Annotated in this window: 20 protein-coding genes; 11 read left to right on the top strand and 9 right to left on the bottom strand. The window is 73.2% G+C overall.

Annotated features, from left to right (window positions below; all coding sequences use genetic code 11):
- Positions 1-107 precede the first annotated feature (107 nt).
- Together recX and rny are read left to right on the top strand one after the other, a co-directional pair.
- On the top strand, positions 108-833 hold the full coding sequence (gene recX / locus ACIBH3_RS23205; protein WP_396313955.1) for a recombination regulator RecX: 726 nt from the start codon (positions 108-110) through the stop codon (positions 831-833).
- A 273-nt stretch (positions 834-1,106) separates the two neighbouring features.
- Positions 1,107-2,561: a ribonuclease Y gene (gene rny, locus ACIBH3_RS23200; protein WP_396313954.1), complete on the top strand. Its 1,455-nt coding sequence runs from the start codon at positions 1,107-1,109 to the stop codon at positions 2,559-2,561.
- A gap of 112 nt (positions 2,562-2,673) precedes the next feature.
- On the opposite strand, the gene ACIBH3_RS23195 is transcribed toward rny, so the two are convergent.
- From ACIBH3_RS23195 to ACIBH3_RS23175, 5 genes are all read right to left on the bottom strand, one after another.
- Entirely contained in the window at positions 2,674-4,413 is a 1,740-nt protein-coding gene (locus ACIBH3_RS23195; protein WP_396313953.1) for an FAD-dependent monooxygenase, read from the bottom strand.
- 116 nt (positions 4,414-4,529) lie between these two features.
- Positions 4,530-5,381 (bottom strand): amino acid ABC transporter permease, encoded by an 852-nt coding sequence (locus ACIBH3_RS23190; protein ID WP_396313952.1) that lies wholly within the window; start codon positions 5,379-5,381, stop codon positions 4,530-4,532.
- Positions 5,378-6,028 (bottom strand): amino acid ABC transporter permease, encoded by a 651-nt coding sequence (locus ACIBH3_RS23185; protein ID WP_396313951.1) that lies wholly within the window; start codon positions 6,026-6,028, stop codon positions 5,378-5,380. The genes ACIBH3_RS23190 and ACIBH3_RS23185 overlap by 4 nt, the downstream gene beginning before the upstream one ends.
- Before the next feature lie 43 nt (positions 6,029-6,071).
- Positions 6,072-6,980 (bottom strand): glutamate ABC transporter substrate-binding protein, encoded by a 909-nt coding sequence (locus tag ACIBH3_RS23180; RefSeq protein ID WP_396313950.1) that lies wholly within the window; start codon positions 6,978-6,980, stop codon positions 6,072-6,074.
- Positions 6,981-7,109: 129 nt separating this feature from the next.
- The gene (locus ACIBH3_RS23175; RefSeq protein WP_396313949.1) at positions 7,110-7,883 is read right to left on the bottom strand and encodes an amino acid ABC transporter ATP-binding protein; all 774 of its coding nucleotides are present in this window, start codon (positions 7,881-7,883) and stop codon (positions 7,110-7,112) included.
- A 391-nt stretch (positions 7,884-8,274) separates the two neighbouring features.
- Between ACIBH3_RS23175 and ACIBH3_RS23170 the strand changes: the two genes are divergently transcribed.
- Complete coding sequence (locus ACIBH3_RS23170; protein ID WP_396313948.1) at positions 8,275-9,048, top strand: response regulator transcription factor; 774 nt, start codon at positions 8,275-8,277, stop codon at positions 9,046-9,048.
- 6 nt (positions 9,049-9,054) lie between these two features.
- The gene (locus ACIBH3_RS23165) at positions 9,055-10,503 is read left to right on the top strand and encodes a sensor histidine kinase (protein ID WP_396313947.1); all 1,449 of its coding nucleotides are present in this window, start codon (positions 9,055-9,057) and stop codon (positions 10,501-10,503) included.
- A 69-nt stretch (positions 10,504-10,572) separates the two neighbouring features.
- Here ACIBH3_RS23165 and ACIBH3_RS23160 read toward each other — a convergent pair whose 3' ends face one another.
- The gene (locus tag ACIBH3_RS23160) at positions 10,573-11,595 is read right to left on the bottom strand and encodes a TAXI family TRAP transporter solute-binding subunit (protein WP_396313946.1); all 1,023 of its coding nucleotides are present in this window, start codon (positions 11,593-11,595) and stop codon (positions 10,573-10,575) included.
- A gap of 137 nt (positions 11,596-11,732) precedes the next feature.
- Between ACIBH3_RS23160 and miaB the strand changes: the two genes are divergently transcribed.
- Together miaB and ACIBH3_RS23150 are read left to right on the top strand one after the other, a co-directional pair.
- Positions 11,733-13,229, top strand: a complete 1,497-nt coding sequence (miaB, locus tag ACIBH3_RS23155) for a tRNA (N6-isopentenyl adenosine(37)-C2)-methylthiotransferase MiaB (protein WP_396313945.1) — start codon at positions 11,733-11,735, stop codon at positions 13,227-13,229.
- Positions 13,230-13,380: 151 nt separating this feature from the next.
- The gene (locus ACIBH3_RS23150) at positions 13,381-14,088 is read left to right on the top strand and encodes a hypothetical protein (protein WP_396313944.1); all 708 of its coding nucleotides are present in this window, start codon (positions 13,381-13,383) and stop codon (positions 14,086-14,088) included.
- Between the two features lie 57 nt (positions 14,089-14,145).
- On the opposite strand, the gene ACIBH3_RS23145 is transcribed toward ACIBH3_RS23150, so the two are convergent.
- Positions 14,146-14,415, bottom strand: coding sequence for an antitoxin (locus ACIBH3_RS23145; protein WP_396313943.1), 270 nt, complete (start codon positions 14,413-14,415; stop codon positions 14,146-14,148).
- Between the two features lie 260 nt (positions 14,416-14,675).
- Here ACIBH3_RS23145 and miaA point away from each other — a divergent pair, with 260 nt between their 5' ends.
- The 5 genes from miaA (at position 14,676) to hflX (ending at position 21,658) form a co-directional block, all read left to right on the top strand.
- The gene (gene miaA, locus ACIBH3_RS23140) at positions 14,676-15,614 is read left to right on the top strand and encodes a tRNA (adenosine(37)-N6)-dimethylallyltransferase MiaA (RefSeq protein ID WP_396313942.1); all 939 of its coding nucleotides are present in this window, start codon (positions 14,676-14,678) and stop codon (positions 15,612-15,614) included.
- A gap of 239 nt (positions 15,615-15,853) precedes the next feature.
- Positions 15,854-16,342: a hypothetical protein gene (locus ACIBH3_RS23135; RefSeq protein ID WP_396313941.1), complete on the top strand. Its 489-nt coding sequence runs from the start codon at positions 15,854-15,856 to the stop codon at positions 16,340-16,342.
- Between the two features lie 172 nt (positions 16,343-16,514).
- On the top strand, positions 16,515-17,423 hold the full coding sequence (gene dapF, locus ACIBH3_RS23130; protein ID WP_396313940.1) for a diaminopimelate epimerase: 909 nt from the start codon (positions 16,515-16,517) through the stop codon (positions 17,421-17,423).
- A gap of 246 nt (positions 17,424-17,669) precedes the next feature.
- Positions 17,670-20,042: a RelA/SpoT family protein gene (locus ACIBH3_RS23125; RefSeq protein ID WP_396313939.1), complete on the top strand. Its 2,373-nt coding sequence runs from the start codon at positions 17,670-17,672 to the stop codon at positions 20,040-20,042.
- 110 nt (positions 20,043-20,152) lie between these two features.
- Positions 20,153-21,658 (top strand): GTPase HflX, encoded by a 1,506-nt coding sequence (gene hflX / locus ACIBH3_RS23120; protein ID WP_396313938.1) that lies wholly within the window; start codon positions 20,153-20,155, stop codon positions 21,656-21,658.
- 102 nt (positions 21,659-21,760) lie between these two features.
- Here the strand turns inward: hflX and ACIBH3_RS23115 are convergent, their stop codons facing one another.
- On the bottom strand, positions 21,761-22,915 hold the full coding sequence (locus ACIBH3_RS23115) for a trypsin-like serine peptidase (RefSeq protein WP_396313937.1): 1,155 nt from the start codon (positions 22,913-22,915) through the stop codon (positions 21,761-21,763).
- Positions 22,916-23,031: 116 nt separating this feature from the next.
- Positions 23,032-24,261, bottom strand: a complete 1,230-nt coding sequence (locus ACIBH3_RS23110; protein ID WP_396313936.1) for a trypsin-like serine peptidase — start codon at positions 24,259-24,261, stop codon at positions 23,032-23,034.
- Between the last annotated feature and the right edge of the window lie 182 nt (positions 24,262-24,443).

The raw sequence follows: 24,443 nt of genomic DNA, 5'->3' as shown, positions 1-24,443 counted from the left end.
CGGAGCCGGCACCTGAGCCAGGGCCGGGACGTGAGCCAGGGTCCGCGCAGGGCCTCGTTACCGACGGCCGGGGCGGGGGCGGCAGCCCGGAGCTCGGGTTCGAGCTCGTGGCCGCCTCCGAGCTGCCCTCGGGCCGCCGGCGGCGCCGCTCCGCGCTGGAGGGGGAGCGTGAGAGCGGACGGCCGGGGGAGTCCGGGCAGGAGCCGGCCGCCCGGCAGAGCACACCGGAGCACGGCTGGGGGGCCGCGGGCGCCGGTCGGCGCGGGCGCGCCGGGCGGGGTGAGGGCGTGGCGGGTGGGCGGGGGCGCGCGGCCGGGGCAGCCCCGCCCGCCGAGAGCACCGACCCGGCGGCCCGGGCCAGGGACATCTGCCTGCGGATGCTCACCGGCACGGCCAAGACCCGCAAACAGCTCGCGGACGCGCTGCGCACGCGCGAGATCCCGGACGAGGTGGCCGAGGAGGTGCTCGACCGCTACGAGGAGGTCGGGCTGATCGACGACGCGGCCTTCGCCGAGGCCTGGGTCGAGTCCCGGCACGCCGTACGGGGGCTGGCCCGCCGCGCGCTGGCGCAGGAGCTGCGGACCCGGGGGGTGGCGGGGGAGCTGGTGGAGCAGGCGGTGTCCCAGCTCGGTGCGGAGGACGAGGCGGAGGCCGCCCGCGCGCTGGTGGAGCGCAAGCTGCGGGCCACCCGCGGGCTGGAGCGGCAGGCCAGGACACGCCGGCTGGTGGGGATGCTGGCCCGGCGGGGATACTCCGAGGGGCTGGCCTTCCGGGTCGTCCGGGAGGCGCTGGGCGAGGAGGACGACGGGTTCGGTGGCCCGGACGGGCCGTGATGACACCCGGTCAGTCCGGCCGGAGGTCAACTCCCGGTCGCATCTTGACCGTTTCGTAACCTGCGCTTAGCCTCGCAATCAGTGAGGGACCATGTCGATCACACCTCGGGGAGTCACGCCCGGAGCCGGTCACCGCTGGTCCCGTGCGGCTTGCTCCACCTGCCGAAGGCCCCGCTGTCGAGGCTGAGAGAGTCTCACCGGTCGGCGTCACACGCCCCGGCAGGCCGCTCACCGCCGTAACAGCAGAGCGCGCAGGGACGGGGAGTGGGCTGGATGAGGATCGCCGCAGGCACCGGATCGGTCGCCTCCCTGCTGCTGGCCGTCGTCCTCGTCGTCGTCCTCGGGCTGACCTGGCTGATGATCCGCCGGTTGCAGGCCGCCCAGCGCCGGGCCACGGCCGAGGCCGCCCAGGCGCGGGCCTGGGCCGAGGCGCAGGCCGCGCAGCTGAAGGCCGAGCTGGACCGGCGGGAGGAGCGGCTCGCCGAGGAGCTCGGGCGGCTGCGCGCCCAAGAGGCCGAACTCGCCGAACGCGCGTCGGAGCTGAGGCTGGCCAGGGAGGAGATCCACACACTGGCGGCGCAGCGCACGGCGGCGCTGGAGCGGGCCGCCGGGCTGAGCGCGGAGCTGGCCCGGGCCGAGCTGGTGCGGGAGGTGGCGGGCGAGGCCAGGCGCGAGGCGGCCGTGGCCGTCCGTGAGATCGAGCGCAGCGCCAAGGCCGAGGGGGAGCAGCGCGCTCGGGAGATCGTGGCGGGGGCGATCCAGCGGGTGGCGAGCGAGCAGACCGCGGAGACGGTGGTGTCGCTCTTCCGGCTGCCCGGCGAGGACATGAAGGGCCGGATCATCGGGCGCGAGGGCCGCAACATCCGAGCCTTCGAGGCGGTGACGGGAGTGAACCTGATCGTCGACGACACCCCGGAGTCGGTGCAGCTCTCCTGCTTCGACCCGGTGCGGCGGGAGGCGGCCCGGCTGACCCTGGAGACCCTGGTCGCGGACGGGCGGATCCACCCGGTGCGGATCGAGGAGGTGCACGGGCGCAGCCGGGCGGAGATCGAGCGGCTCTGCGTCCGGGCCGGGGAGGACGCGCTGCTGGCCGCCGGGGCCGGCGAGATGGCGCCGGAGCTGGTCCGGACGCTGGGAACGCTCAAGTACCGGACGTCGTACGGGCAGAACGTGCTCGGACACCTGGTGGAGTCGGCGCACATCGCCGGGATGATGGCGGCGGAGCTGGGGGTGGACGCCGAGCTGGTGCGGCGCGCGGCGCTGCTGCACGACATCGGCAAGGCGCTGACGCACGAGGCCGAGGGCAGTCACGCCGCGGTGGGGGCGGACTTCGCGCGCCGGCACGGCGAGTCGGCGGAGGTGGTGCACGCGATAGCGGCGCACCACGGCGAGGTCGAGCCGCGGACGGTGGAGGCGGTGCTGACGCAGGCCGCGGACGCCTGCTCGGGCGGGCGGCCGGGGGCGCGGCGGGAGTCGCTGGAGACGTATGTGCGCCGGCTGGAGCGGCTGGAGGAGATCGCGGGGGCGCACGACGGGGTGGCGAAGGTGTTCGCGATGCAGGCGGGGCGGGAGGTACGGGTGATGGTGCAGCCGGAGGTGGTGGACGACCTCGGGGCGCGGGTGATCGCCCGGGAGGTGGCCCGGCAGGTGGCGCGGGAGCTGACGTACCCCGGGCAGATCCGGATCACCGTGGTGCGGGAGAGCCGGGCGACCGAGGTGGCGCGTTGACCTGCTGCCCTGACCTGCTGCCCTGACCCGCCGTGATGACCCGCCGTGATGACTGCCGGGCCTGACGCCCGCGCGCCGTCCCGGCCGTCCCGGTCGGCTCGGGCGGGCGAGGTCAGGCGGCGGGCTCCGGGGTGCTGTGCTCCGGCGTCTGGCTCGGCGCCGAGGCGGTGAGCGAGGTCGGCCCGCCGCGGGCGCCGTCGGCGAGGGACTGGAGGTCGTCCGCGCGGCAGCCGTCGGTGACGCCGACCAGGTGGCCGTCGGGCCGGATGAGCAGCACGGTGTGCGGGCCGGCGGTCGGGTAGTCCTCGGTGACCAGCACTTCGGCGGGCACGGGCAGGGCGCGGGCGACCTCCGCCAGGCGGGGCATCAGGCCGGCGCCCAGCCAGTGCTGGGAGGACCAGACCGCGGTGCCCGGCGCGACCAGCAGCAGCAGGAAGGTCGCACCGAGGCGGGCGTGCAGGAGGTCGGCGTCGCCGTCCATGGTGACGACGGGGACGTCGGACACCAGGACGCCGGGTGCGGTGGCGGGGAGCAGCTCGGTGAGCGAGGTGCCCCGGCCGCTGCCCCGCTGCACCGGCACGCGCCCGGGTACGCCGGAGGGCGCGGCCGGGTACGCCGGGGCGCCGCCGAACCGGCCGGTGCCCAGCTGGCCGTGGGCGAGCAGGGTCGCGTGCTTGCGGAACGAGCCGGTGAGCAGGGCGCGGCGGGTGGCCTGCCAGCCGCGCAGGGGCCGCAGCAGGGGCATGGTCTGGTCGACGGCGCGCAGCCGGGCGCCGACCGCGCCGCGGCGTTCGGACTCGTAGCCGTCCAGCAGGGATCCGCCGCCGCGCGAAGCGAGATGGGGGTCCCCCCGGCCGGAGGCAGGGGGAAGGTGCCAGGCGAGGGCCAGGCGCCAGGCGAGGTTGTCGGCGTCCCGCAGGCCGTCGGCGAGGTTCTGCATGCCGAGGGCGCCGTGCAGGTGGGCGGCGTCGCCGGCGAGGAAGCAGCGGCCGCTGCGGAACCGGGCGGCCAGGCGCTGCTGCGCGGTGTGGTCGGCGGCGGCCAGCAGCTCGTAGCGGGGGAGTTCGCCGCACCAGCCGGTGAGGGTGGCTTTCACCCGGGCGAGCAGGGTGTCGCCGGTGACGATGCCGGGCCAGGTGGCATGCGGGTCGACGGGTTCGGCGGGGGTGGGCCGGCCGGGGGGCAGCCGCCAGTCCAGGCGCCAGAGGCCGTCGGGCAGCGGGCGGGCGGAGGCCTCGCGGTCGCCGCGCCACGGGGGCTCGCGGTGCAGCCTGGCCTCGCCGGCGAAGGGGAGGTCGACCCGGACGGTGGCGACGGCGTGCCGGTCGACGGCGGGGCGGCCGGGGAAGCGGATCTTGAGGAGCTTGCGGACGGTGGAGCGCGCGCCGTCGCAGCCCACCAGGTGGCTGCCGCGCCACCAGGTCTCGGTGCCGTCCTGGGTGTGTCGGGTGCGCACGCTGACGCCGTCGCGGTCCTGTTCGAGCTCGGTGACCCGGCTGAGCGGTACCAGCTTGATCAGCGGGGTCGCGGTGAGGGCGTCCCGCAGGCCGCGCTGGAGGCGGTGCTGGGGCAGGTGCAGGACGGGCGTCCCGTCGAGACCGATGCGCAGCACCTCCTGGCGGCGGCGCCAGATGGTGAAGCTGTCCCAGCGGGCGGCGTCGGAGGTGGCGCGGGTGTAGCCGAGACGGGTGAGGAAGGCGGCGCCGTCGGTGCCCAGGACGAGGCTGCGGGGGCCCTCGGGGCACAGGCCGCTGCCCTCGTCCAGGATGATGCTCGGCACCTCGTGCCGGGCGAGCGCGAGGGCCAGGGCCAGGCCGACCGGCCCGGCCCCGACCACGATCACCGGGTCCACGGCAGGACCTCCGAGCGTGGGCAGGACGACGCCCGGCCCGATGGGTCGTCATATGCCGCGAGGATGGTCCCGGGTGGTGTCACGAAGAGCAATGCAACAGATCACCTGCGTGCCCGTCAAGCAGCGGCCGGTGTACGCCGGTTCGCGCCGCGTCGTCCGCGCGCCTCGATCCAGCGGGCGAGAGCGGTGAGCAGCAGGCACATCACGATGTAGATCGGTGTGATCACCAGGACCACCGGGATGTAGGGGAAGCCCGCGGAGTTGGTCGGCTGGGTGGCGATCTGCTTGCCGATGTACAGCAGCTCGCTGTAGGTGATGATGTAGCCGAGCGAGGTGTCCTTGAGGGTGACGACCATCTGGCCGATGATCGCCGGCAGCATCGAGCGGACGGCCTGCGGCACCAGGATGGTGGCCATCACCTGGCTCTTGCGCAGGCCCAGGGCGAACGCGGCCTCGCTCTGCCCGCGCGGCACGGCGTTGACACCCGACCGGATGATCTCGGCCTGCACGCAGCCGTTGTACAGGGTCAGCCCGAGCACCAGCGCCCACATCGGGGTCTTGATGAAGTACGCGTAGTACAGCGCCACGATCAGGATCAGCAGCGGCATCGCCCGGAAGAACTGCACGATCGCGGTGCACGCCCAGCGCAGCGGCTGGTGGTCGGAGAGCCGCCCGGCGGCCAGCAGGGCGCCGAGGACCAGCGAGAACACGGCGGCCAGGCCGAACGCCTGCAGGGTGGAGAGCAGGCCGTCGACGATCTTCTGCTGGACGTTGGTGTACTGGAAGATGTCCCAGAGCCCGGCGTCGAACTGGCCGTTGCTGCTCAGGCTGTGGAGGACGTACCAGAGCAGGGCGGCGATGCCGAGGACGGCGACCACGCCGGCGATCCGGTAGCGGGTGCGGGCGCGCGGGCCGGGGGCGTCGTACAGGACGCTGGCCGGGGCCGGGCGGACGGAGGTGCTGCTCATCGGGCCACCGCCAGTTGAGTTTCCAGGATGCGGAAGAGCAGGCCGACGACGGCGCTGATCGTCAGGTAGGCGAGGGCCACCCAGAAGAAGATCGCGAAGATCGAGTAGCCCCGCTCCGACAGGGTCGCCTGCACGTGGAACAGCTCGGGCACGCTGAACGCGCCGGCGATCGCCGAGTTCCTCGGCAGCGCGATGAACACGCTGCTCATCGGCGCGAGGACGGTACGGGCCGCCTGTGGCAGCACCACCAGGCCCAGGGTCTGGCCGAAGCTCATGCCCAGGCTGCGGGCCGCCTCCGCCTGGCCCATCGGAACGGTGTTGATGCCCGAGCGCAGCACCTCGCAGACGAAGCTGGCGGTGTAGAAGCCGAGCGCGAACACCGCGAAGGTGAGGTGGCTCAGGTGCACGCCCAGCTGCGGCAGGCCGAACTCGACGGCGAAGAACAGCAGGGTGAGCGGGGTGTTGCGGAAGATGGTGACCCACCCCGTCCCGAACGCGCGCAGCGCCGGGACGGGGGAGACGCGGAAGGCCGCCAGCAGGGTGCCCAGCACGATGGCGAGCAGTGCGCTGAGAGCGCTGAGCTCGATGGTCTGCAGGAAACCGTCGCGGAACAGCGCGAAGTTGCCATTCTCGGACAGTATGCCCATCCGGCGGCCCTCCTCTCGGATCTAAGGGGTGGTCGGGTGCGGATCAGTAGCGGTCGAGCGCCGGGACCTGGGGCGCGGCCGAACCGGACAGGCCGAGCGTCGCGTCGTAGGCCTTCTTCCAGTCACCGTTGTCCTGGTGGGCCTTGATGGCGTCGTTGATGGCGTCGCGGAGCACCTTGTCGTCCTTGTTCAGGCCGACGCCGTAGCTCTCCGGGTGGAACGGCTGCCCGACGACCTTGAGCTTGCCCTTGAACTTGGAGGCGAAGCCCTTGAGGATCGCGTCGTCGGTGGTGACCGCGTCGACCTCGCCGCTGAGCAGCTTCTCCACGCAGGCCGAGTAGCCGTCGAACTGGGTGATCTTGGGGCCGTACTTCTCGATGTTCTTGATCGAGGTGGAGCCGGTCGCGGTGCAGACGTTCTTGTCCTTGGTGGACTCCGGGCCGGTGATGGTGGTGTTGTCCTTGGCCACCAGCAAGTCCTGGCCCGCGACGTAGTAGGGGCCGGCGAAGGAGATCGACTTCTTGCGCTCGTCGCTGATGCTGTAGGTGCCGACGTAGTAGTCGATCTGGCCCTTGGCGATGGAGGGCTCGCGCTGCGAGGAGACCAGCGTCTGCCACGTGATCTGGTCGGGGCTGAAGCCGAGGTCGGCGGCGATCATCTTGGCGATCTCGATGTCGAAGCCGCTGCGGGTGTTGTTGGTCAGGTCCTGGAAGCCGAGGAAGGGCTGGTCGGACTTGGCGCCGATGGTCAGGTGGCCGGCGGCCTTGGCGTCCGCGAAGGTCTTCGAGCCCTCCAGCTTGACGTCGGTCTTCACCGGGTACGTCGGCAGCTGCGGGGCACCGCTGGCGCCGTCGGCCGCGGCGTCACCGGGCGAACCGCTCTTGCCGCAGGCGGCGGTGGCGGTCAGCGCGACGGCACAGAGCGCTACGGCGATGGTGCGACGAGTCCTCATGGGTTGCTCTCCTCGGGCGGTGCCCCGGGTCGACCGGGCGCTGGGTGGGTGAGGTTGCGTGCGAAGGCCGGCGGGCGCGTCGATGCGCCCGGCCGTCGCCGGCACACTGATACCGGGTCAACTCCGCTGTCAGTGCTGGAGGATCTTCGAGAGGAAGTCCTTGGCGCGGTCGCTGCGCGGCGCCGTGAAGAAGGCCTCGGGGGTGTTCTCCTCGACGATGCGGCCGTCCGCCATGAAGAGCACGCGGTTGGCCGCGGAGCGGGCGAAGCCCATCTCGTGCGTGACGACGACCATCGTCATGCCGTCGGCGGCGAGCTGGCGCATCACCTCGAGCACCTCGTTGATCATCTCGGGGTCGAGCGCCGAGGTCGGCTCGTCGAAGAGCATCACCTTCGGGTTCATCGCCAGCGCGCGGGCGATCGCCACGCGCTGCTGCTGGCCGCCGGAGAGCTGCGCAGGGAACTTGTCGGCCTGCGCGCCCACCCCGACCCGCTCCAGCAGCTCGCGGGCCTTGGCCTCGGCCTCCTCACGGGGCACCTTGCGCACCTTGACCTGGCCGAGCACCACGTTCTGCAGCACGGTCTTGTGCGCGAACAGGTTGAAGCTCTGGAACACCATCCCGACCTCGGCGCGGAGCCTGGCCAGCTCCTTGCCCTCGGCGGGCAGCGGGCGGCCGTCGATGGTGATCGTGCCGGAGTCGATCGTCTCCAGCCGGTTGATCGTGCGGCACAGGGTCGACTTGCCCGAACCGGAGGGGCCGATGAGCACCACGACCTCGCCCTGCGCGATCTCCAGATTGACGTCCTGGAGCACGTGCAGCGCACCGAAGTGCTTATTGACGCCGTTCAGTACCACCAGCGGGCTGGGGGAGGCGGTCGAGTCGGTCACGGTCTTGTCCAACATCGCGCCTTGCTCCCTCGTGTCGGCCCCGGGCGAACTCCCTTGGGCGGCAGTGCTGGTGATGCGGTCCCGGGTACCGGGGGCCTGGAGCCGGCGGAGCTCGCAGCCCCCGGTGCCGCGACCATAGAAGGGGTGACGACGCCACGTCAGCCGATCTGAGCGGAACTTGAGGATCACGATCCGGCCACGTGAGCGTTCCCGGAGGTCCACCGGGCGGCCCCGGCCGGGTGTCCGGCCTCGTCGCGCTGGGAAGTCGTACGGGTGCGAGCGGTCCCTGTGGCGCCCGCGCGGTGGCGCAGCCTGGCGCCGCACCGTCCGCTGGCCCATACTGGCTGGTTCATACTGCGCAGGTCCGGGGAGGCCCCCGGCGGGACTCTGCGGGAAGGAGGTAAGGATGCGACTGCTCCTCGTCGAGGACGACGAGCGCGTGGCAGCGGCGCTGGTCGCGGTGCTGGGCCGGCACGGCTTCCAGGTCAGGCACGCCCGCAGCGGGCACGAGGCGCTGGACGCCCTGGTGCCCGACGGCAACGAGCCCTACCGCGTGGTGCTGCTCGACCTCGGGCTGCCCGACCGCGACGGCTTCGAGGTGTGCAGCCGGATCAGGGCGGGCAGCGGCGTGCCCGTGATCATGGTCACCGCACGCGCCGACATCCGATCCCGTATCCACGGCCTCAACCTTGGCGCCGACGACTACGTCACCAAGCCGTACGACATGGGCGAGCTGCTGGCCCGGATCCACGCCGTCGCCCGCCGTGGCGCGGCGCCCGCCGCCGTGGCCGCCCCGGCCGCCACCGACGACGTACCCCCACCCAGGGGCCCGCTGGAGTCCCGCGGCATCCGGATCGACCGCGAGCGCCGCCGGGTCAGCGTGGACGGCCGGGACGTCCCGCTCACCCGCAAGGAGTTCGACCTGCTCGCGCTGCTCGCACAGAGCCCGGGCGTGGTCTACCGGCGGGAGCAGATCTTCAGCGAGGTCTGGCGCAGCGGCTGGGAGGGCAACGGCCGCACACTGGAGGTGCACATCGGCTCGCTGCGCACCAAGCTGGCGCTGCCCGGCCTCGTCGAGGCCGTGCGCGGCGTCGGCTACCGCCTGATCCCCGAGTCCCCGCAGACCCCCCGGCCGCCGGCCGACCCGGCCGACCCGCCGCCGGCCACCCCGGAGATCTGACCGCTCGTGCGCACCCGCCTGCTCGGCATCCTGCTCTCCCTGATGGCCTGCGTGCTGGCCGCCCTCGGCGTGCCGCTGGCCGCCGCCGTCGCGGCCGCCGAGCAGAGCAGGGTGGTGGTCGACCGGATCGACGACGCCGCCCGCTTCGCCCAGGACCTGCCCACCCAGGGCGTGCCCACGGCCGGCGCGGCCGTCAAGGGTCAGCCCGAACCCGCCCCCGGCGACGTCAGCCGGCGCAACGCCCTGCACGCCGAGGTCGCCCGCTACCACGAGCTGTACGGCGTCCGGATCGGCCTCTTCTACCGGGACGGCAGCGCCATCGCCATCGCGCCCGAGAACTGGCGCGTACCCACGGAGGGCCCGGGGGCGCAGGCCTTCCAGGAGGCGCTGGCCGGGCGGCGCAGCCACAACCCGCGCCAGGCCTGGCCGTGGACCCCGGACCGCACGCTCGCCGTCGCCGCGCCCGTCGTCCGTGACGGCGACGTGGTCGCGGTGGTGCTCACCGACTCACCCACCGGCCCGTTGCGTGCCCGGGTGCTGCACCGCTGGCTCTTCATCGGGGCGGGCGAGGCGGCCGCGATGATCGTCGCCGTGCTGCTGGCGACCAGGCTGACGGAGTGGGTGCTGCGCCCCGTCCGCACGCTCGACCGCGCCACCCACGACATCGCCACCGGCCGGATGAACGCCCGGGTGGCGCCCGCCGGTGGCCCGCCCGAGCTCCAGCGCCTGGCAGGCTCGTTCAACGACATGGCGGACCATGTGGTGCAGGCCCTGGACCAGCAGCGGGCGTTCGTGGCGGACGCCTCGCACCAGCTGCGCAACCCGCTGGCCGCGCTGCTGCTGCGGGTCGAGCTGCTGGGCCTGGAGCTGCCCGAGGGGCACGACGCGGAGCTCGGCGGCGTCCGCGAGGAGGGCACCCGGCTGGCTCGGGTGCTGGACGACCTGCTGGGCCTGGCCACCGCCGAGCACGCCCGCCCCGAGCCGGAGCCCACCGATCTCGCGGCGCTGGTGCTGGCCCGGCTGGACGCCTGGCGGCCGGTGGCCGACCAGCGCGGCGTCGCGCTGGGCTGGGAGGGGCCGCCGCTGGCGCTCGGCATGGCCGACCCGATCGGCTTCGGCAGCGCGCTCGACGCGGTGCTCGACAACGCGCTGAAGTTCACCCCGTCCGGCTCCGGGGTACGGCTGCTGGTCGCGGTGCGTCGCCATGAGGTCGCGGTGACGGTCTCCGACGCGGGGCCGGGCCTGACCGAGGAGGAGCTGGCCCGGGTCGGGGACCGGTTCTGGCGCAGCCCCAGGCACCAGAACGTGGACGGCTCGGGGCTCGGTCTCTCGATCGCCCGGACCCTGCTGCTGGCGGGCGGCGGTGAGCTCTCCTTCGCGCCGGTCGAGCCGACCGGGCTGGCCGTCACGCTGGCCGTCCCGCGGCCGGACCGGCCGGACCGGTTCCGCTCGTAGCCTGCTGCCGCGCCTGGTCCGGTGCCGCTCGTAGCCGTTGCCGCGCGCGGCCTCGTTGTCAGGCAGGCTTCAGGGCTTGACCGAGCGGTAGTAGCGCCGGGCGCCCTCGTGCAGCGGGAGCGGGTCGGTGTAGACGGCGGTGCGCAGGTCCACCAGCTGGGCGGCGTGCACCTGGGCGCCGATCCGGTCACGGCTGTCGATCACCGCCCTGGTCATCCCCTGGACCAGGTCGGTGTCCACGTCGTCCCGGGTGACCAGCAGGTTCGGCACCGCGACGGTGGAGACCGACTGCTTCGGCTCGGCGTTCGGGTAGGTGTTCTCGGGGATGGTCGCGGCCCGGTAGGCGTCGGTGCCGCCGCCCTCGACCTGGTGCAGGTTCTCCGCGAGGTCACCGAGCGGCACGACCCGGATCCGGAAGTGCTCGGAGAGGTCCGTCAGGGCGGTGGTGGGCAGCCCGCCGGACCAGAAGAACGCGTCGACGCTGCCGGCCCGCAGCTGGTCGGCGGCCTGGGCGACGCCGAGCATCGCGGGCTTGATGTCGTGGTCCGGGTCGAGCCCGGCACAGGCCAGCAGCCGTCTGGTGACCAGGTTGACGCCGGACAGCTCCTGCCCGACCCCGACCCGCAGGCCCCGCAGGTCGGCGGCCTTCGTCACCGGGGAGTCGGCCGGGACGACCAGCTGGAGGTAGTCGTCGTAGAGCCGGGCGATCGCCCGGAGCCGGTCCCGGCCGGGACCGGTGAAGTCGGCCACGGCGTCGGCGGTCGCCATCGCGAAGTCGTCGCTCCCCGAAGTCACCCGCTCCAGGTTGTCGACCGAGCCCTGCGAGTTGTCCAGCCGCAGCTCCACGCCGGGCATCGCCTCCGCCAGCTGGCCCTGGAGCAACTGCCCGTACCGGTCGTAGACCCCGCGCTTACCGCCGGTGGCAAGGCTCGTCCCGCCCTTCGGGTAGTCCGTGGAGCCCGCCGAGGACAGCCACCAGCCGCCCAGCGCGCCCGCGACCAGGACCAGCGCCAGCACGGCACGCCACAGCCGGCTGTGTGCCAGGGCGCGAGCGGCGGCGCCGACGCGGGAGGGGAGTGGGTAGCGGGCCATGGATGGATAGTGCCAGGCCGACGGGCCCGGCGGGAGTGCCGCGGGCCCACGGCGGCCGCGCGCAGGGTCCGGTCCGGGTGGGCGGTCGGGTGGGCGCGGCCGAAAACACCGTGCGCGCTGCCCTTACCCTGGTCTGTGTGAGCGGTGACAGCGGATTGAAGAGCTACAAGGTCGTCACGTACGGCTGCCAGATGAACGTCCACGACTCCGAGCGCCTGTCCGGGCTGCTGGAGGACGCCGGGTACGTCAAGGCCGACCAGGGCGGGGACCCCGACCTGGTGGTCTTCAACACCTGCGCGGTGCGTGAGAACGCCGACAACAAGCTGTACGGCAACCTCGGCCAGCTGGCGCCCGTGAAGACCCGCCACAAGGGCATGCAGATCGCCGTCGGCGGCTGCCTGGCCCAGAAGGACCGCGACACCATCGTGCGCAAGGCGCCGTGGGTCGACGTGGTCTTCGGCACCCACAACATCGGGCACCTGCCGGCGCTGCTGGAGCGCGCCCGGGTCGAGCAGCAGGCCCAGGTCGAGATCCTGGAGTCGCTGGAGACCTTCCCCTCCACCCTGCCCACCCGCCGCGAGTCCGCGTACGCCGCGTGGGTCGCGATCTCGGTCGGCTGCAACAACACCTGCACCTTCTGCATCGTGCCCGCGCTGCGCGGCAAGGAGGAGGACCGCCGCCCCGGCGACGTCCTCGCCGAGATCGAGGCGCTGGTGGACGAGGGCGTCATCGAGGTGACGCTGCTCGGGCAGAACGTGAACTCCTACGGCTCCGACCTCGGTGACCGCGAGGCGTTCTCCAAGCTGCTGCGGGCCGCCGGGCAGATCGAGGGCCTGGAGCGGATCCGCTTCACCTCGCCGCACCCGCGCGACTTCACCGACGACGTGATCGCCGCGATGGCCGAGACCCCGAACGTGATGCACCAGCTGCACATGCCGTTGCAGTCCGGCTCCGACACCGTGCTGAAGGCGATGCGCCGCTCGTACCGGCAGGAGCGCTTCCTCGGGATCATCCGCAAGGTCCGCGAGGCGATGCCGGACGCCGCGATCTCCACCGACATCATCGTGGGCTTCCCCGGTGAGACGGAGGAGGACTTCGAGCAGACCATGCACGTGGTGCGCGAGGCGCGCTTCGCCAACGCCTTCACCTTCCAGTACTCCAAGCGCCCGGGCACCCCGGCGGCCGACATGGCGGACCAGGTCCCCAAGGCCGTGGTGCAGGCCCGCTATGACCGGCTGATCGCCCTCCAGGAGGAGATCTCCTGGGAGGAGAACAAGAAGCAGGTCGGCCGGACGCTGGAGATCCTGGTCGCCGAGGGCGAGGGCAAGAAGGACGACCGCACCGACCGGCTCTCCGGCCGCGCGCCGGACAACCGGCTGGTGCACTTCACCCGCCCGACCGAGCCCGTGCGGCCGGGTGACGTGGTGACGGTCGAGATCACCTACGCCGCGCCGCACCACCTGCTCGCCGAGGGCCCCACCCTCGCCGTCCGCCGGACCCGGGCGGGCGACGCCTGGGAGAAGCGCAACGCCGCCCCGGCGGCCAAGCCGGCCGGCGTGCTGCTGGGCCTGCCCGGCATCGGCGCCCCGGCGCCGCTCCCGGCCGCGCCCTCGGGCGCCTGCTGCGGGGACTGACACTCGGCGCTCAGGTCGAGGCGCTGTGACGGCCCGGTGGGAAGGCCCCCACCGGGCCGTCGCGCGTGTGCGGGGAGCGTGTGCGCGATGCCCGCCCTCGCGCTGTGGCGGGCCGCTCCGGCGGGGGCCGCCGGCGGATAGAGTGATCGACATGCTCGTAGCCGCCGCCGTCTGCCCCTGCCCGCCGCTGCTGGTGCCGGAGGTCGCCGCCGGTGCGGCGCCGGAGCTGGAGCCGCTGCGTGCGGCCTGCGCCGAGGCGGTGGCCGAGCTGGTCGCCGCGGGCCCCGAGCTGATCGTGGTGGTGGGCACCGGGCCGGAGCCTGACGTCTGGACCGAGGGCGGGGCCGGCTCCTTCCACCGGTACGGCGTGGAACTCGCCGTCCGGCTGCCGTCCGGCGGCGTGGAGGGCCCGGAGCTGGCGCCCTCGCTGACCGTCGGCGCCTGGCTGCTGGAGCGCGCCGGCGTGGCCCTGCCGACGCACGCCTGCGCCGTCCCCGCGGACGCCCCCGCCGACCGGATGCTGGGCCTCGGCACGGGCCTGGCCGGCCTGGCGGACCGGGTCGGGCTGCTGGTGATGGGCGACGGCAGCGCCTGCCGCTCGCTGAAGGCACCCGGCTACCTGGACGAGCGCGCGCAGCCGTACGACGAGGCCGTCGCGGCCGCGCTCGGCGCGGCCGACCTCGCCGCACTGGCCGCGCTGGACGTCACGCTCTCCGCCGAACTGCTGGCCGAGGGCCGGGCGCCCTGGCAGGTGCTGGCCGGTGCCGCGGAGGGCGCCGGGCTCGGGGCACGCCTCGGCTACCAGGACGCGCCGTACGGTGTCGGGTACTTCGTCGCGTCCTGGCGTCAGGAGCCGTAGGAGCCGCAGGAGCCGCAGGAACCGGACGGGCCGCCGACGGCCCCGGTGGCGTCCCGCTCAGGAGGCCGGGCCCTGGCCGTTCCCGTCCCGGGGCGACTGCGGCTGGGACTGCGACGGTGACCTGTGCGCGAAGTCCTCCACGGCGTCCTTGGCCTTGCTCGTCCCGTGTTCGATCTTCTCGCTGTACTTGCCCTTGGTGACCTTGTCGATGGCCTCGCCGGCCTTGTCGACCACGTGCTCGATCTGCTCGCTGTGCCTGTCGGTGAGCTCGCTGGCCTTGTCCTTCAGTTCCCCGGTCTTGACCTTGAGGTTGTCCTTCAGGTTCATGGTGCCCACTCCCTGTCCCTCGCCGCGCCGGCTCACGGCCGGCGCCTGCGCCCGCTCGGCTTGCGCTCCTCGCCTTCACCATTCCCGACCCTCGCGACGCCCGGCGCCGATGCTCTCCGGCACCGGAGTGCCGGCCGTGGAGAGTGTTGAGTGTGGGACGAAAGAGGTGAAAGCACTCATATCCTCCCTCCGTCCGCCCGTCGCGGACCACTGCGGCGGGCGCCGGACCGCCACCGCCGCGCTTTTGGGAGACTGGTGGGGTGAGCAGCTCCCTCCCCACCCCGCCCCGCGTCGTCTCCGTGGTCGGCGCGACCGCCGCCGGAAAGTCCGACCTGGCCGTCGCCATCGCCCGCAGCCTCGGCGGCGAAGTGATCAACACCGACTCGATGCAGCTCTACCGGGGCATGGACATCGGCACCGCCAAGCTCACCATGGACGAGCGGGCCGGCATCCCGCACCACCTGCTGGACATCTGGCCGGTGACCGAGGCGGCCAGCGTCGCCGAGTACCAGCGCCTGGCCCGCGCCGAGATCGACCGGCTGCTCGCCGAGGGCCGCACCCCGGTGCTGGTCGGCGGCTCCGGGCTGTACGTGCGGGCGGCCATCGACGAGATGGAGTTCCCCGGCACCGACCCGGCCGTCCGGGCCCGGCTGGAAGGCGAGCTCGCCGAGGCCGGCTCCGGCGAACTTCACCGGCGCCTGGCCGCCCTGGACCCGGCCGCCGCCGCCGCCATCCTGACCAGCAACGGCCGCCGGATCGTCCGCGCGCTGGAGGTCATCGAGATCACCGGGCAGCCGTTCACCGCCAATCTGCCCGGCAACACCGCCGTGTACGACGCCGTGCAGATCGGCGTCGCCCTCCCGCGGCCCGAACTCGACGAGCGGATCGCGCTGCGGGTCGACCGGATGTGGCAGGCGGGGCTGCTGGAGGAGGTGCGGGAGCTGGAGAAGCTCGGCCTGCGCGAGGGCCGCACCGCCGCCAGGGCGCTCGGCTACCAGCAGGTGCTCGACCACTTCGCCGGCGACTGCACGGAGGACGAGGCCCGCGCCGAGACCGTCCGGGCCACCAAACGCTTCGCCCGCCGCCAGGAGTCCTGGTTCCGCCGGGACGAGCGCATCCACTGGCTGTCCCGCCCGGCCGGTGCCGACCCCGCGGAGCTGCTGGAACGCTCACTCGAGCTGATCCACCATCAGATCTAGCCACGGCGGACGGCGAGATCCGGCCAATCGGCGGTGCAGCTGCGCGCGCAGGTTCCCGTGCAGGACGAACCCGGGGTTACAGGCGGATCACGTCATGGCCACGGATCACCCGCCGACCCCTCCGAGCGCCCTGTCCGCCACCCTGGACATGCCATCATCGAGACAATGGTGGCCGGCCGCGCGGGCCTGCCGCACCGGCCGCAAGTCCGGACTCGTGTCGAACTGTCAGGGGAGGCCGCGTGTCGACGGGTACCGGCCCCGAGACGGAGCAGCGGACGGGCGCCGCCGCAGGCGGCGAGGAGCTGCCCGATCTGCCCATCCTGCCCGGCCTTGACGCGCCGTCCAGCTACGCGATCGCGCTCCCCGCGCTGGACGCCCCCGCCGGGGTGGTGCACGAGCGGGAGATCCGCCCGCGTCGCAGACTCCGCTGGTGGCAGACGCTGCCGATCGCCCTGCTCGCCACCCTCGGCTCCCTGATGTTCGCCTTCCCGCTCGCCTTCGGTTCCGGTGACGGCGGCCCGATGGTCGGCATGCTCGGCCTGCTGCTCACCGCCGCCTCGGTCGGCTGGGGTGCGATGGCCGCCCGGCACGCGGGTTACAAGTGGCCGGGACTGCCCCGCCGCGGCTCCGGGCTCCGGGCCGGCTGGCGGGCCATCGTGATCTACACCCTGATCGCCCTGGCCGCCCTCGCGCTCGCCGTCTGGCGGGTCGCGCACCTGCGCGGCTGACCTCGCGTTCGGTCGGCTGACCACGCGCCCGCCGAGGGGGGACGTGCCGGGACCCGGGTGGTCCGCGCTCCGCCGGGTGGCGGACACCGCCGAGCCCTACCGCGTCCCGCGCGGCCGACCACCCAGCGGACCGCCCCCGCCGACCCCGTCCGGGCTCAGTACCATCGGTGACGTGAGCGAATCCCCGGTGCAGCAGGCCGGCCTCCCCTTCCTCAAGGGGCACGGCACCCAGAACGACTTCGTCATCCTTCCCGACCCGGACGGCGTGCTGACCCTCGGCCCGCGGGCCGTGGCGGCGCTGTGCGACCGGCGGGCGGGCATCGGCGGCGACGGACTGCTGCGCGTGGTGCGCTCCGCAGCCGACCCGGCCGCCGCCGCGCTGGCCGGCGAGGCCGAGTGGTTCATGGACTACCGCAACTCCGACGGCAGCGTCGCCGAGATGTGCGGCAACGGGCTGCGGGTCTTCGCCCGCTACCTGGTGCACGCGGGCCTGGCCGAACCCGGCCCGCTCGCCGTGGCCACCCGGGCCGGGGTGCTGCGGGTGCAGGTCGGGCAGGACGCCGCCGACGGCACGCCCGGTGGGGTCACCGTCGACATGGGCAGGGCCGCGCTGCCCGGGCCCGAGGACATCCAGGTGACGGTGGGGGAGCGGCGCTGGCCCGCCCGCAACGTCAACATGGGCAACCCGCACGCGGTCGCCTTCGTCGAGGACCTCGACCACGCCGGCGACCTGTTCACCGCCCCGCTGACCAGCCCGGCCGGGGTCTACCCCGAGGGCGTCAACGTGGAGTTCGTGGTGGACCGCGGCCCGCGCCACGTCGCGATGCGGGTGCACGAGCGAGGCTCGGGGGAGACCCGCTCCTGCGGCACCGGCGCCTGCGCCGTGGCCGTCGCGACGGCCCGCCGGGACGGCGCCGACCCGGCGGTCACGGGCGAGGCCGTCACCTACACGGTCGACGTGCCGGGCGGCCGGCTGGTCATCACCGAGCACCCGGACGGCCGGGTCGAGATGACCGGCCCCGCCGTCATCGTCGGCGCCGGCGTGCTCGACCCGGGCTGGCTGGCAACCCTGCCCTGCTGACCCGGAGCCTGGGCCACGGGGGCGGCGGCGTGGCTCCACGGCGCCCCCGCCGCCCCGGGATCGCTGCCGGGGCTGGCCCGGGGGCCGGTGCGATGGGGTGGTTTGCCCAATTCGTTCCGTGGCGAATCCCCCCGATCGGGTGATCTCGATGACAGCTGGGAAGCAGCGCGTCGCGGAACGTGTTGTGCTCGGTAGCATGGACCACCGGGTCGGGAGTCGCTCCGGTGATCGCTGCCGGAGGTGCCGATGACCATCGAAGCCGGGCAGCCCGGGACAGGGCAGCTCAGTGCCGGGCACGCGGGTGCCGAGCGGGCCGGTGCACCCAGGCGCCCGCTGGGCGGGCTGGGCCGGGTCGCGCTGGGCCGGGCCGGCCGGGCGGCGCTGCTGGCGACCGGCCGCGCGCCGGTGCCCGACGCCATCGAGCCGATCGTCCAGGCGCACCGCCGCCACCACCCCCAGGCGGACCTGGGCCTGCTCAGCCGGGCGTACCGCACCGCCGAGGCCAGTCACCGCGGCCAGACCCGCAAGAGCGGCGAGGCGTTCATCACGCACCCGCTGGCCGTCACCATGATCCTGGCCGAACTCGGCGCCGGCACCACCACCTTGGTCGCCTCGCTGCTCCACGACACCGTGGAGGACACCGAGGTGACGCTCGATCAGGTCAGTGCGGACTTCGGCCCCGAGGTGGCCTATCTCGTCGACGGTGTGACGAAGCTGGAGAAGGTCGACTTCGGCGCGGCCGCCGAGGCCGAGACCTTCCGCAAGATGCTGGTCGCCACCGGGGACGACGTCCGGGTGATGGTGATCAAGCTCGCCGACCGGTTGCACAACATGCGGACGATCCGTCACATGAAGCCCGCCAGCCAGGTGAGGATCGCCAAGGTCACCAGGGACGTACTGATCCCGCTGGCCGAGCGGCTGGGCATCCAGGTGCTGAAGACGGAGCTGGAGGACATCGTCTTCGCCACCCTCCATCCGGAGGAGTACGCCCGGGCGCGGTCGCTGGTCGCCGCCCACGAGGCCGTCCCCGACGCGCTGCTGGAGCCGTTCGCCGCCGCGCTGTCGCGCCAGCTCGCGGAGGCGGGCATCGCCGCCGAGGTCACCCTGCGGCCCCGGCACTGCGTGTCCGTGCACCGGGTGCTGCTCAAGCGCTCCGCCGCGCCCGGCCCGGACGGGCTCCCGCAGGGGCTGCACCCGGCGGACTTCGGCCGGCTGCTGGTCGTCGTCGAGGAGAACGCGGACTGCTACGCGGTGCTCGGTGAGCTGCACACCTGCTGGCTCCCGCTGCCGGGGGAGTTCAAGGACTTCGTCGCGGCGCCCAAGTTCAACCTCTACCAGTCCCTGCACACCGCCGTCACGGCGGAGGGCGGCGAGGTGATCGAGGTGCTGGTCCGCACCCGGCAGATGCACCGGGTGGCCGAGACGGGAGTGGTCGCGCTGGGCGACCCGCACCAGCCGGGCGGCCAGAGCGCCGGTGACGAGCTGGACCGCACCGACCCGGCGCGCCCGGGGTGGCTGAGCCGGCTGCTGGAGTGGCAGCAGGAGACCCCCGATCCGGACGCCTTCTGGTCCACCCTCACCGCCGATCTCTCCGGAGACCGCGAGATCACCGTGGTGACGGAGGGTGGCGAGACGCTTCAGCTGCGCGCCGGAGCCAGCTGCGTGGACGCCGCGTACCTGCTGGGGGAGGAGACCGGGCACCGATGTATCGGTGCCCGCGTCAACGGCCGGCTGACGGCGCTGTCCACCGTCCTGCGGGACGGCGATGTGCTGGGCATCCTCACCGAGACGGGGCTGTCCGGCCCGGTGCCGGAGTGGCTAGCGCACGCGCGCACGCCCGGCGCGCGGCTGGCGATCGAGCGCTGGCTGGCGGACCATCCCGCCGGGGCGCCCGTGGTGCACACCGGTCGCTCGGCCGACCAGCCGCTTCCCCCGCCGCCGCCGAGCGCCCGTCGCGGGGCGGCGCCGGTGGCCGTCCCCGCGTTTCCCGGGGCGCCCGTGCGGCTGGCCCGCTGCTGCACGCCGGTGCCGCCGGACGAGGTGACGGGCTACCTGATCCGCGGCGGCTCGGTGGCCGTCCACCGGGCGTCCTGCCCGGCAGGGGAGCGGATGCGGGAGGCCGGCCGCGGCCCGCTCACCCTCTCCTGGGTGCCGGACGCGGCGCCGCCCTCGGGGTACCGGGTGACGCTGCGCGCGGAGGCGCTCAACCGCCCCCGGCTGCTGGCCGACCTCACCGCCGCGATGTCCGCCGAGGGGGTCGGGATCATCTCGGCGGACGTCGAGCCCCCTCAGGAGCTCCGGGTCCGGCACACCTACACCATCGAGCTGCCGGCCGCCGCGGCGCTGCCGGTGGTGATGCGCGCGATGCTGCGGGTCTCCGGCGTGTACGACGTCTGCCGGCCGCAGCCCGCGCCGCCGGGCGAGCCGCAGAGCGAGCCGCAGGCCGAGCCGCGGCCGGGGCCGGGTGCGGCGGCGCCGCGATCCGGCGGTGGGAGCGGCGGTGGAAATGAGGATGACCGGCTTGGGCCGGGCGTGCGACCATCATGGGGAATTCACGGCCGGTCCGCGGCGTTCTCTGATCACAGAAGTGTCAGTGGCACCCGCGGTCCCGAGGGGTAGCTCATTCCCCGCCCGTACGGTGAACGGGCCGGCAGCTGGGCAGACTCCATGTGCGGGCCGTCCGACACGGTCCCACACTGGCCACCCTTACCAGCTAGCCAAAGGACAGAATGACCTCCACGTTCGACACCCGCGACCAGGCCGAGGACGCCACCCGGCGCGTCGGCAACCTCCGGGCGGAAGCCCTGATGGACGAGGACCTCGCGGCCATCGACGAGGACCTCGGCAACCACTACGACGGCGACCAGTACGACCGGAGTGAGCGTGCAGCGCTTCGCCGTGTCGCCGGACTCTCCACCGAACTCCAGGACGTCACCGAGGTCGAGTACCGCCAGCTCCGTCTGGAGCGTGTGGTGCTCGTCGGCGTCTGGACGGACGGCACCGTCGAGGAGGCGGAGAACTCGCTGGCCGAGCTCGCCGCGCTCGCCGAGACCGCCGGCTCCGAGGTGCTGGACGGCGTGATCCAGCGCCGTGACAAGCCCGACGCCGCCACCTACATCGGCTCCGGCAAGGCGCGGGAGCTGCGCGACATCGTCGCCTCCACCGGCGCCGACACCGTGGTCTGCGACGGTGAGCTCACCCCCGGCCAGCTGATCCAGCTGGAGGACGTCGTCAAGGTCAAGGTCGTCGACCGGACGGCCCTGATCCTGGACATCTTCGCCCAGCACGCCAAGTCCCGCGAGGGCAAGGCACAGGTCTCACTGGCCCAGATGCAGTACATGCTGCCCCGGCTGCGCGGCTGGGGTCAGTCGCTCTCCCGGCAGATGGGTGGTGGCGGCTCCGGCTCCTCCGGCGGCGGCATGGCGACCCGTGGTCCCGGTGAGACCAAGATCGAGACCGACCGGCGCCGGATCCGCGAGAAGATGGCGAAGCTCCGCAAGGAGATCGCCGACATGAAGAAGGGCCGCGACACCAAGCGCCAGGAGCGCAAGCGCCACCAGGTGCCGTCGGTGGCCATCGCCGGCTACACCAACGCCGGCAAGTCCTCCCTGCTGAACCGGCTCACCGGCGCCGGCGTCCTGGTGGAGAACTCGCTGTTCGCCACCCTGGACCCGACCGTCCGCCGGGCGCAGACCCCCAGCGGCCGGGTGTACACCCTGGCCGACACGGTCGGGTTCGTCCGGCACCTGCCGCACCACCTGGTCGAGGCGTTCCGCTCGACCATGGAGGAGGTCGCCGACGCGGACCTCATCCTGCACGTGGTGGACGGCTCGCACCCCGAGCCGGAGACGCAGCTGGCGGCCGTCCGCGAGGTGATCGTCTCGGTCGACGCACAGAACGTGCCGGAGATCGTGGTGATCAACAAGGCGGACGCCGCCGACCCGCACGTCCTTCAGCGCCTGCTGCGCCGCGAGCCGCACGCCATCGTGGTGTCGGCCCGCAGCGGCCTGGGCATCGAGGAGCTGCTGAAGCTCATCGACGAGGAGCTGCCGCGCCCCGCCATCGAGCTGGCGGCCCTGGTGCCGTACACCAGGGGAGACCTGGTCTCCCGGGTGCACGCGGAGGGTGAGCTGCTCTCCACCGAGCACACCGGTGAGGGCACCCTGCTGCGCGCCAAGGTGGCGGCGGAGCTGGCGGCCGAGCTGGAGCGCTACGCCGTGGTGACCCAGGGCTGAGCGGGCGGTCCACGTAACGGCCGCGGGCCCCGATCTCGGGAGAGATCGGGGCCCGCGGCCGTCGGCATGCCGGAGTCCGGTGGGCCGGTGTGCTCCGCGCGACTACTTGGCGCTCTTGGCGAAGTAGTCGAAGGCGCCCTTGGCGTTGTCCAGCAGCGCCGGGCCCGCCATCCAGGTGGCCGGGTCGTCACCGATCGAGTTGACGCTGATCAGGTTGGCCTTGCCGTCCTTGTTGATGAACCAGCCGCCGCCGCTGGAGCCACCCGTCATGGTGCAGCCGATGACGTACATCGGCGGGCGGGACTTGTCGTAGACGATGCCGGCCGGCTTGGTGGTCGAGTCGCAGTGGTTGAGCTCCATGCCGTCGAACGGACGGTCGGCCGGGTAGCCGTAGGAGAAGGCGGTGGTGACCTGGTCGCGCGGGGCGTTGAACCAGATCGGGACCGAGCCGCCGATGGTCTCCTCCAGCGACTTGCCGCCGCCGGCCTCGTTCACGACCTTGAGGATGCCGTAGTCGTACTGGTTGTGGGCGCCGACGCCGGTCTCCTTCACCCAGGTCGGCGAGACCATGGCGGAGGTGGCCTTCCAGCGGCCGTACGGGGAGACCTGCTCCTCGGTGTACTGCTTGCCCCTGCTGGCCTGGCCGTTCTTGTTGTAGGACGGCACGAAGGTGATGTCCTTGTAGAACGACCCGCCGCCGCCCTTGTGCAGGCAGTGCGCGGCCGTGTAGACCAGGTTGCTCTTGCCGGGGTGCTGCGGGTCGCTCACCACGGTGCCGGAGCACATCGAGTCGCCCTCCGGGGTGGTCATGAAGATCTTGCCGACCACGGCGGTGCTCGGGCTGTACGGGTGTGCCACCGGCTTGGCCGGGATGGCGGCCGGGAACTGGTCCTTCTGCGCGGCGGCGCCGGCCGACTTGGCGGCCGGGGCGGGCATGCCCTTGGCGTTCTCCATCTTCGTGAGGTTCCAGAAGCCCTGGACGACGTCGTTGTTGAAGACGTTCTCGTTGACGAACTTGGCCCAGTCGTCGAGCTTCCAGTTCGCCAGGTCCTGGAGGCTGGTCGGCAGGCCGGCGCCCGGCTGACCGGTCGAGGTGGCGTCAGCGGCGGCGGTGGCCGCGCCTCCGGCGACGTCCGTGCTCTGCTCGGCGTTGTCCGGCCCGCAGGCGGTCGCCGTGAGCGACAGTGCGGTCAGCAGTGCGGCGGAGGCGATCGCGGAGCGCTTGCTGATCGAACTGCTACGGCTGTTGGCTGACATGGTGTCCGTTCCCCGTTTGGTCGTCGTCGGTCGATGCTGCTCGGGTTGGTGGTACTTCGTACGCGCGGCGTGCGCGGATTGGTCTCCCGGTGCCGGAAAGTCGGCGGGTGTGCCCGCTACTTCTTCGAGATGTAGTCGAGCGCCTGCTTGGCGACGGTCTCCAGGTACGGGCCGCTCAGCGAGGTGTGCTCCGACGTGCCGATCGACGTGTTGCTGACCAGCGCGGTCTTGCCGTCCGGCATGGTGGCGAACCAGCCGCCACCGCTGGAGCCCTGGGTCATGTCGCAGCCGATGGTGTGCATCGAGGGCCGCTTGGCGTCGAACGAGAGCCGGGACGGCTTGCCCCCGTCGCACTTGTAGAGCTCCTGCCCGTCGAACGGTTTGACGAGCGGGTAGCCCTGGGCCGTGATGGTGATCTTGTCGCGCGGGGCGTCGAACCAGACCGGCACGGCCGAGCCGACCGTCTCCTCCAGGGACTTGCCGCCGCCGTTCTGGTTGTGCACCCGCATGATGGCGAAGTCGTACTGGCTGGCGGCGTCACCGCTTGGGCCGCCCTCGGCCGTCCACTGCGGCGAGGGCACCACCTTGTCGGCCCACCAGGTGCCCAGCGGTGCCAGCTTGTCCAGCGTCGCCTTCTTGCCGCCGCTGGAGGCGCCCGAGTTGTTGTACGCCGGTATGAAGACCAGGTCCTTGAAGAAGTCGCCGCCCTTGCCTGCGTGCACGCAGTGGCCGGCCGTCCAGACCAGGTTGCTCTTGCCCGGGTGCGCCGGGTCGGCGATCACGGTGGCCGAGCAGTTGCCGCGGCCACCCTCCGCGCTGAAGAAGACCTTGCCGGACGGCTGCTTGGTGTACGGGCGGGGCACCGCGGCGGCCTTGACCGGGGCGGGCTCGGGGTCGGTGACACCGTCCTCCTTGGCCGGCGCGGCCGTCGGCGGCGCGGGCTCGGCCGGCTTGGAGTCGCCCATCTTGTCCGGGTTCCAGAAGTCCTTGATCACCGGGTTGTTGAAGACGTGCTTGGACGCCCAGCTGTCCCAGTCCTCGAACCGCCACTTCTTGAGGTCCTCCCAGTTCTTGGGGAGACCCTCCAGCAGGCTGGTGGGGATGCCCGAAGGCAGCGTCAGACCGCCGATCACACCGCCGCCGGAGGTTGCGGAGCCGGTCGCGGCGGCCGGGGTGGCGCTCGGCGGTGGAGCCGCCTTCGAGCCGCTCGGGTCGTCGGGTCCGCAGGCGGACGCGGTCAGGAGGACAGCGGCGGCGACGGCCGCGCCGACTGCGGTACGACGCGCGCGGACCGACCCGGAGGCCGCCCCCTGCACGCGGTCGACTGATCGGCGGATCGATGACATGAGCTGCGCTTCCCCCTGATCCTTCGCTTCCGCGGCACCATCCGCGGCTGCTGCACCCTGCGATTCTCCCATTGGCCATCAGGACGAGGGTGGTGGCCCCCTGGTTGCGGTCCCTGAGCGACAGTCATCACTTCGTGACGGGCGACCGAGCGCGGCCGTGATCGGCGGCCCGCTGCCGCGCC

The organism is Kitasatospora sp. NPDC050543, from assembly GCF_044457565.1.
Classification (GTDB): Bacteria; Actinomycetota; Actinomycetes; order Streptomycetales; family Streptomycetaceae; genus Kitasatospora.
This window is presented reverse-complemented; position numbering and strand designations above follow the sequence as displayed.

What these genes read in the sequence shown, in the direction of transcription:
- rny (WP_396313954.1), top strand. Translation starts at nt 1,107, where the DNA reads ATGAGGATCGCCGCAGGCACCGGATCGGTCGCCTCCCTGCTGCTGGCC.
- ACIBH3_RS23190 (WP_396313952.1), bottom strand. Translation starts at nt 5,381, where the DNA reads ATGAGCAGCACCTCCGTCCGCCCGGCCCCGGCCAGCGTCCTGTACGAC.
- ACIBH3_RS23185 (WP_396313951.1), bottom strand. Translation starts at nt 6,028, where the DNA reads ATGGGCATACTGTCCGAGAATGGCAACTTCGCGCTGTTCCGCGACGGT.
- ACIBH3_RS23180 (WP_396313950.1), bottom strand. Translation starts at nt 6,980, where the DNA reads ATGAGGACTCGTCGCACCATCGCCGTAGCGCTCTGTGCCGTCGCGCTG.
- ACIBH3_RS23175 (WP_396313949.1), bottom strand. Translation starts at nt 7,883, where the DNA reads ATGTTGGACAAGACCGTGACCGACTCGACCGCCTCCCCCAGCCCGCTG.
- ACIBH3_RS23170 (WP_396313948.1), top strand. Translation starts at nt 8,275, where the DNA reads ATGCGACTGCTCCTCGTCGAGGACGACGAGCGCGTGGCAGCGGCGCTG.
- ACIBH3_RS23160 (WP_396313946.1), bottom strand. Translation starts at nt 11,595, where the DNA reads ATGGCCCGCTACCCACTCCCCTCCCGCGTCGGCGCCGCCGCTCGCGCC.
- ACIBH3_RS23150 (WP_396313944.1), top strand. Translation starts at nt 13,381, where the DNA reads ATGCTCGTAGCCGCCGCCGTCTGCCCCTGCCCGCCGCTGCTGGTGCCG.
- ACIBH3_RS23145 (WP_396313943.1), bottom strand. Translation starts at nt 14,415, where the DNA reads ATGAACCTGAAGGACAACCTCAAGGTCAAGACCGGGGAACTGAAGGAC.
- ACIBH3_RS23125 (WP_396313939.1), top strand. Translation starts at nt 17,670, where the DNA reads ATGACCATCGAAGCCGGGCAGCCCGGGACAGGGCAGCTCAGTGCCGGG.
- hflX (WP_396313938.1), top strand. Translation starts at nt 20,153, where the DNA reads ATGACCTCCACGTTCGACACCCGCGACCAGGCCGAGGACGCCACCCGG.
- ACIBH3_RS23115 (WP_396313937.1), bottom strand. Translation starts at nt 22,915, where the DNA reads ATGTCAGCCAACAGCCGTAGCAGTTCGATCAGCAAGCGCTCCGCGATC.
- ACIBH3_RS23110 (WP_396313936.1), bottom strand. Translation starts at nt 24,261, where the DNA reads ATGTCATCGATCCGCCGATCAGTCGACCGCGTGCAGGGGGCGGCCTCC.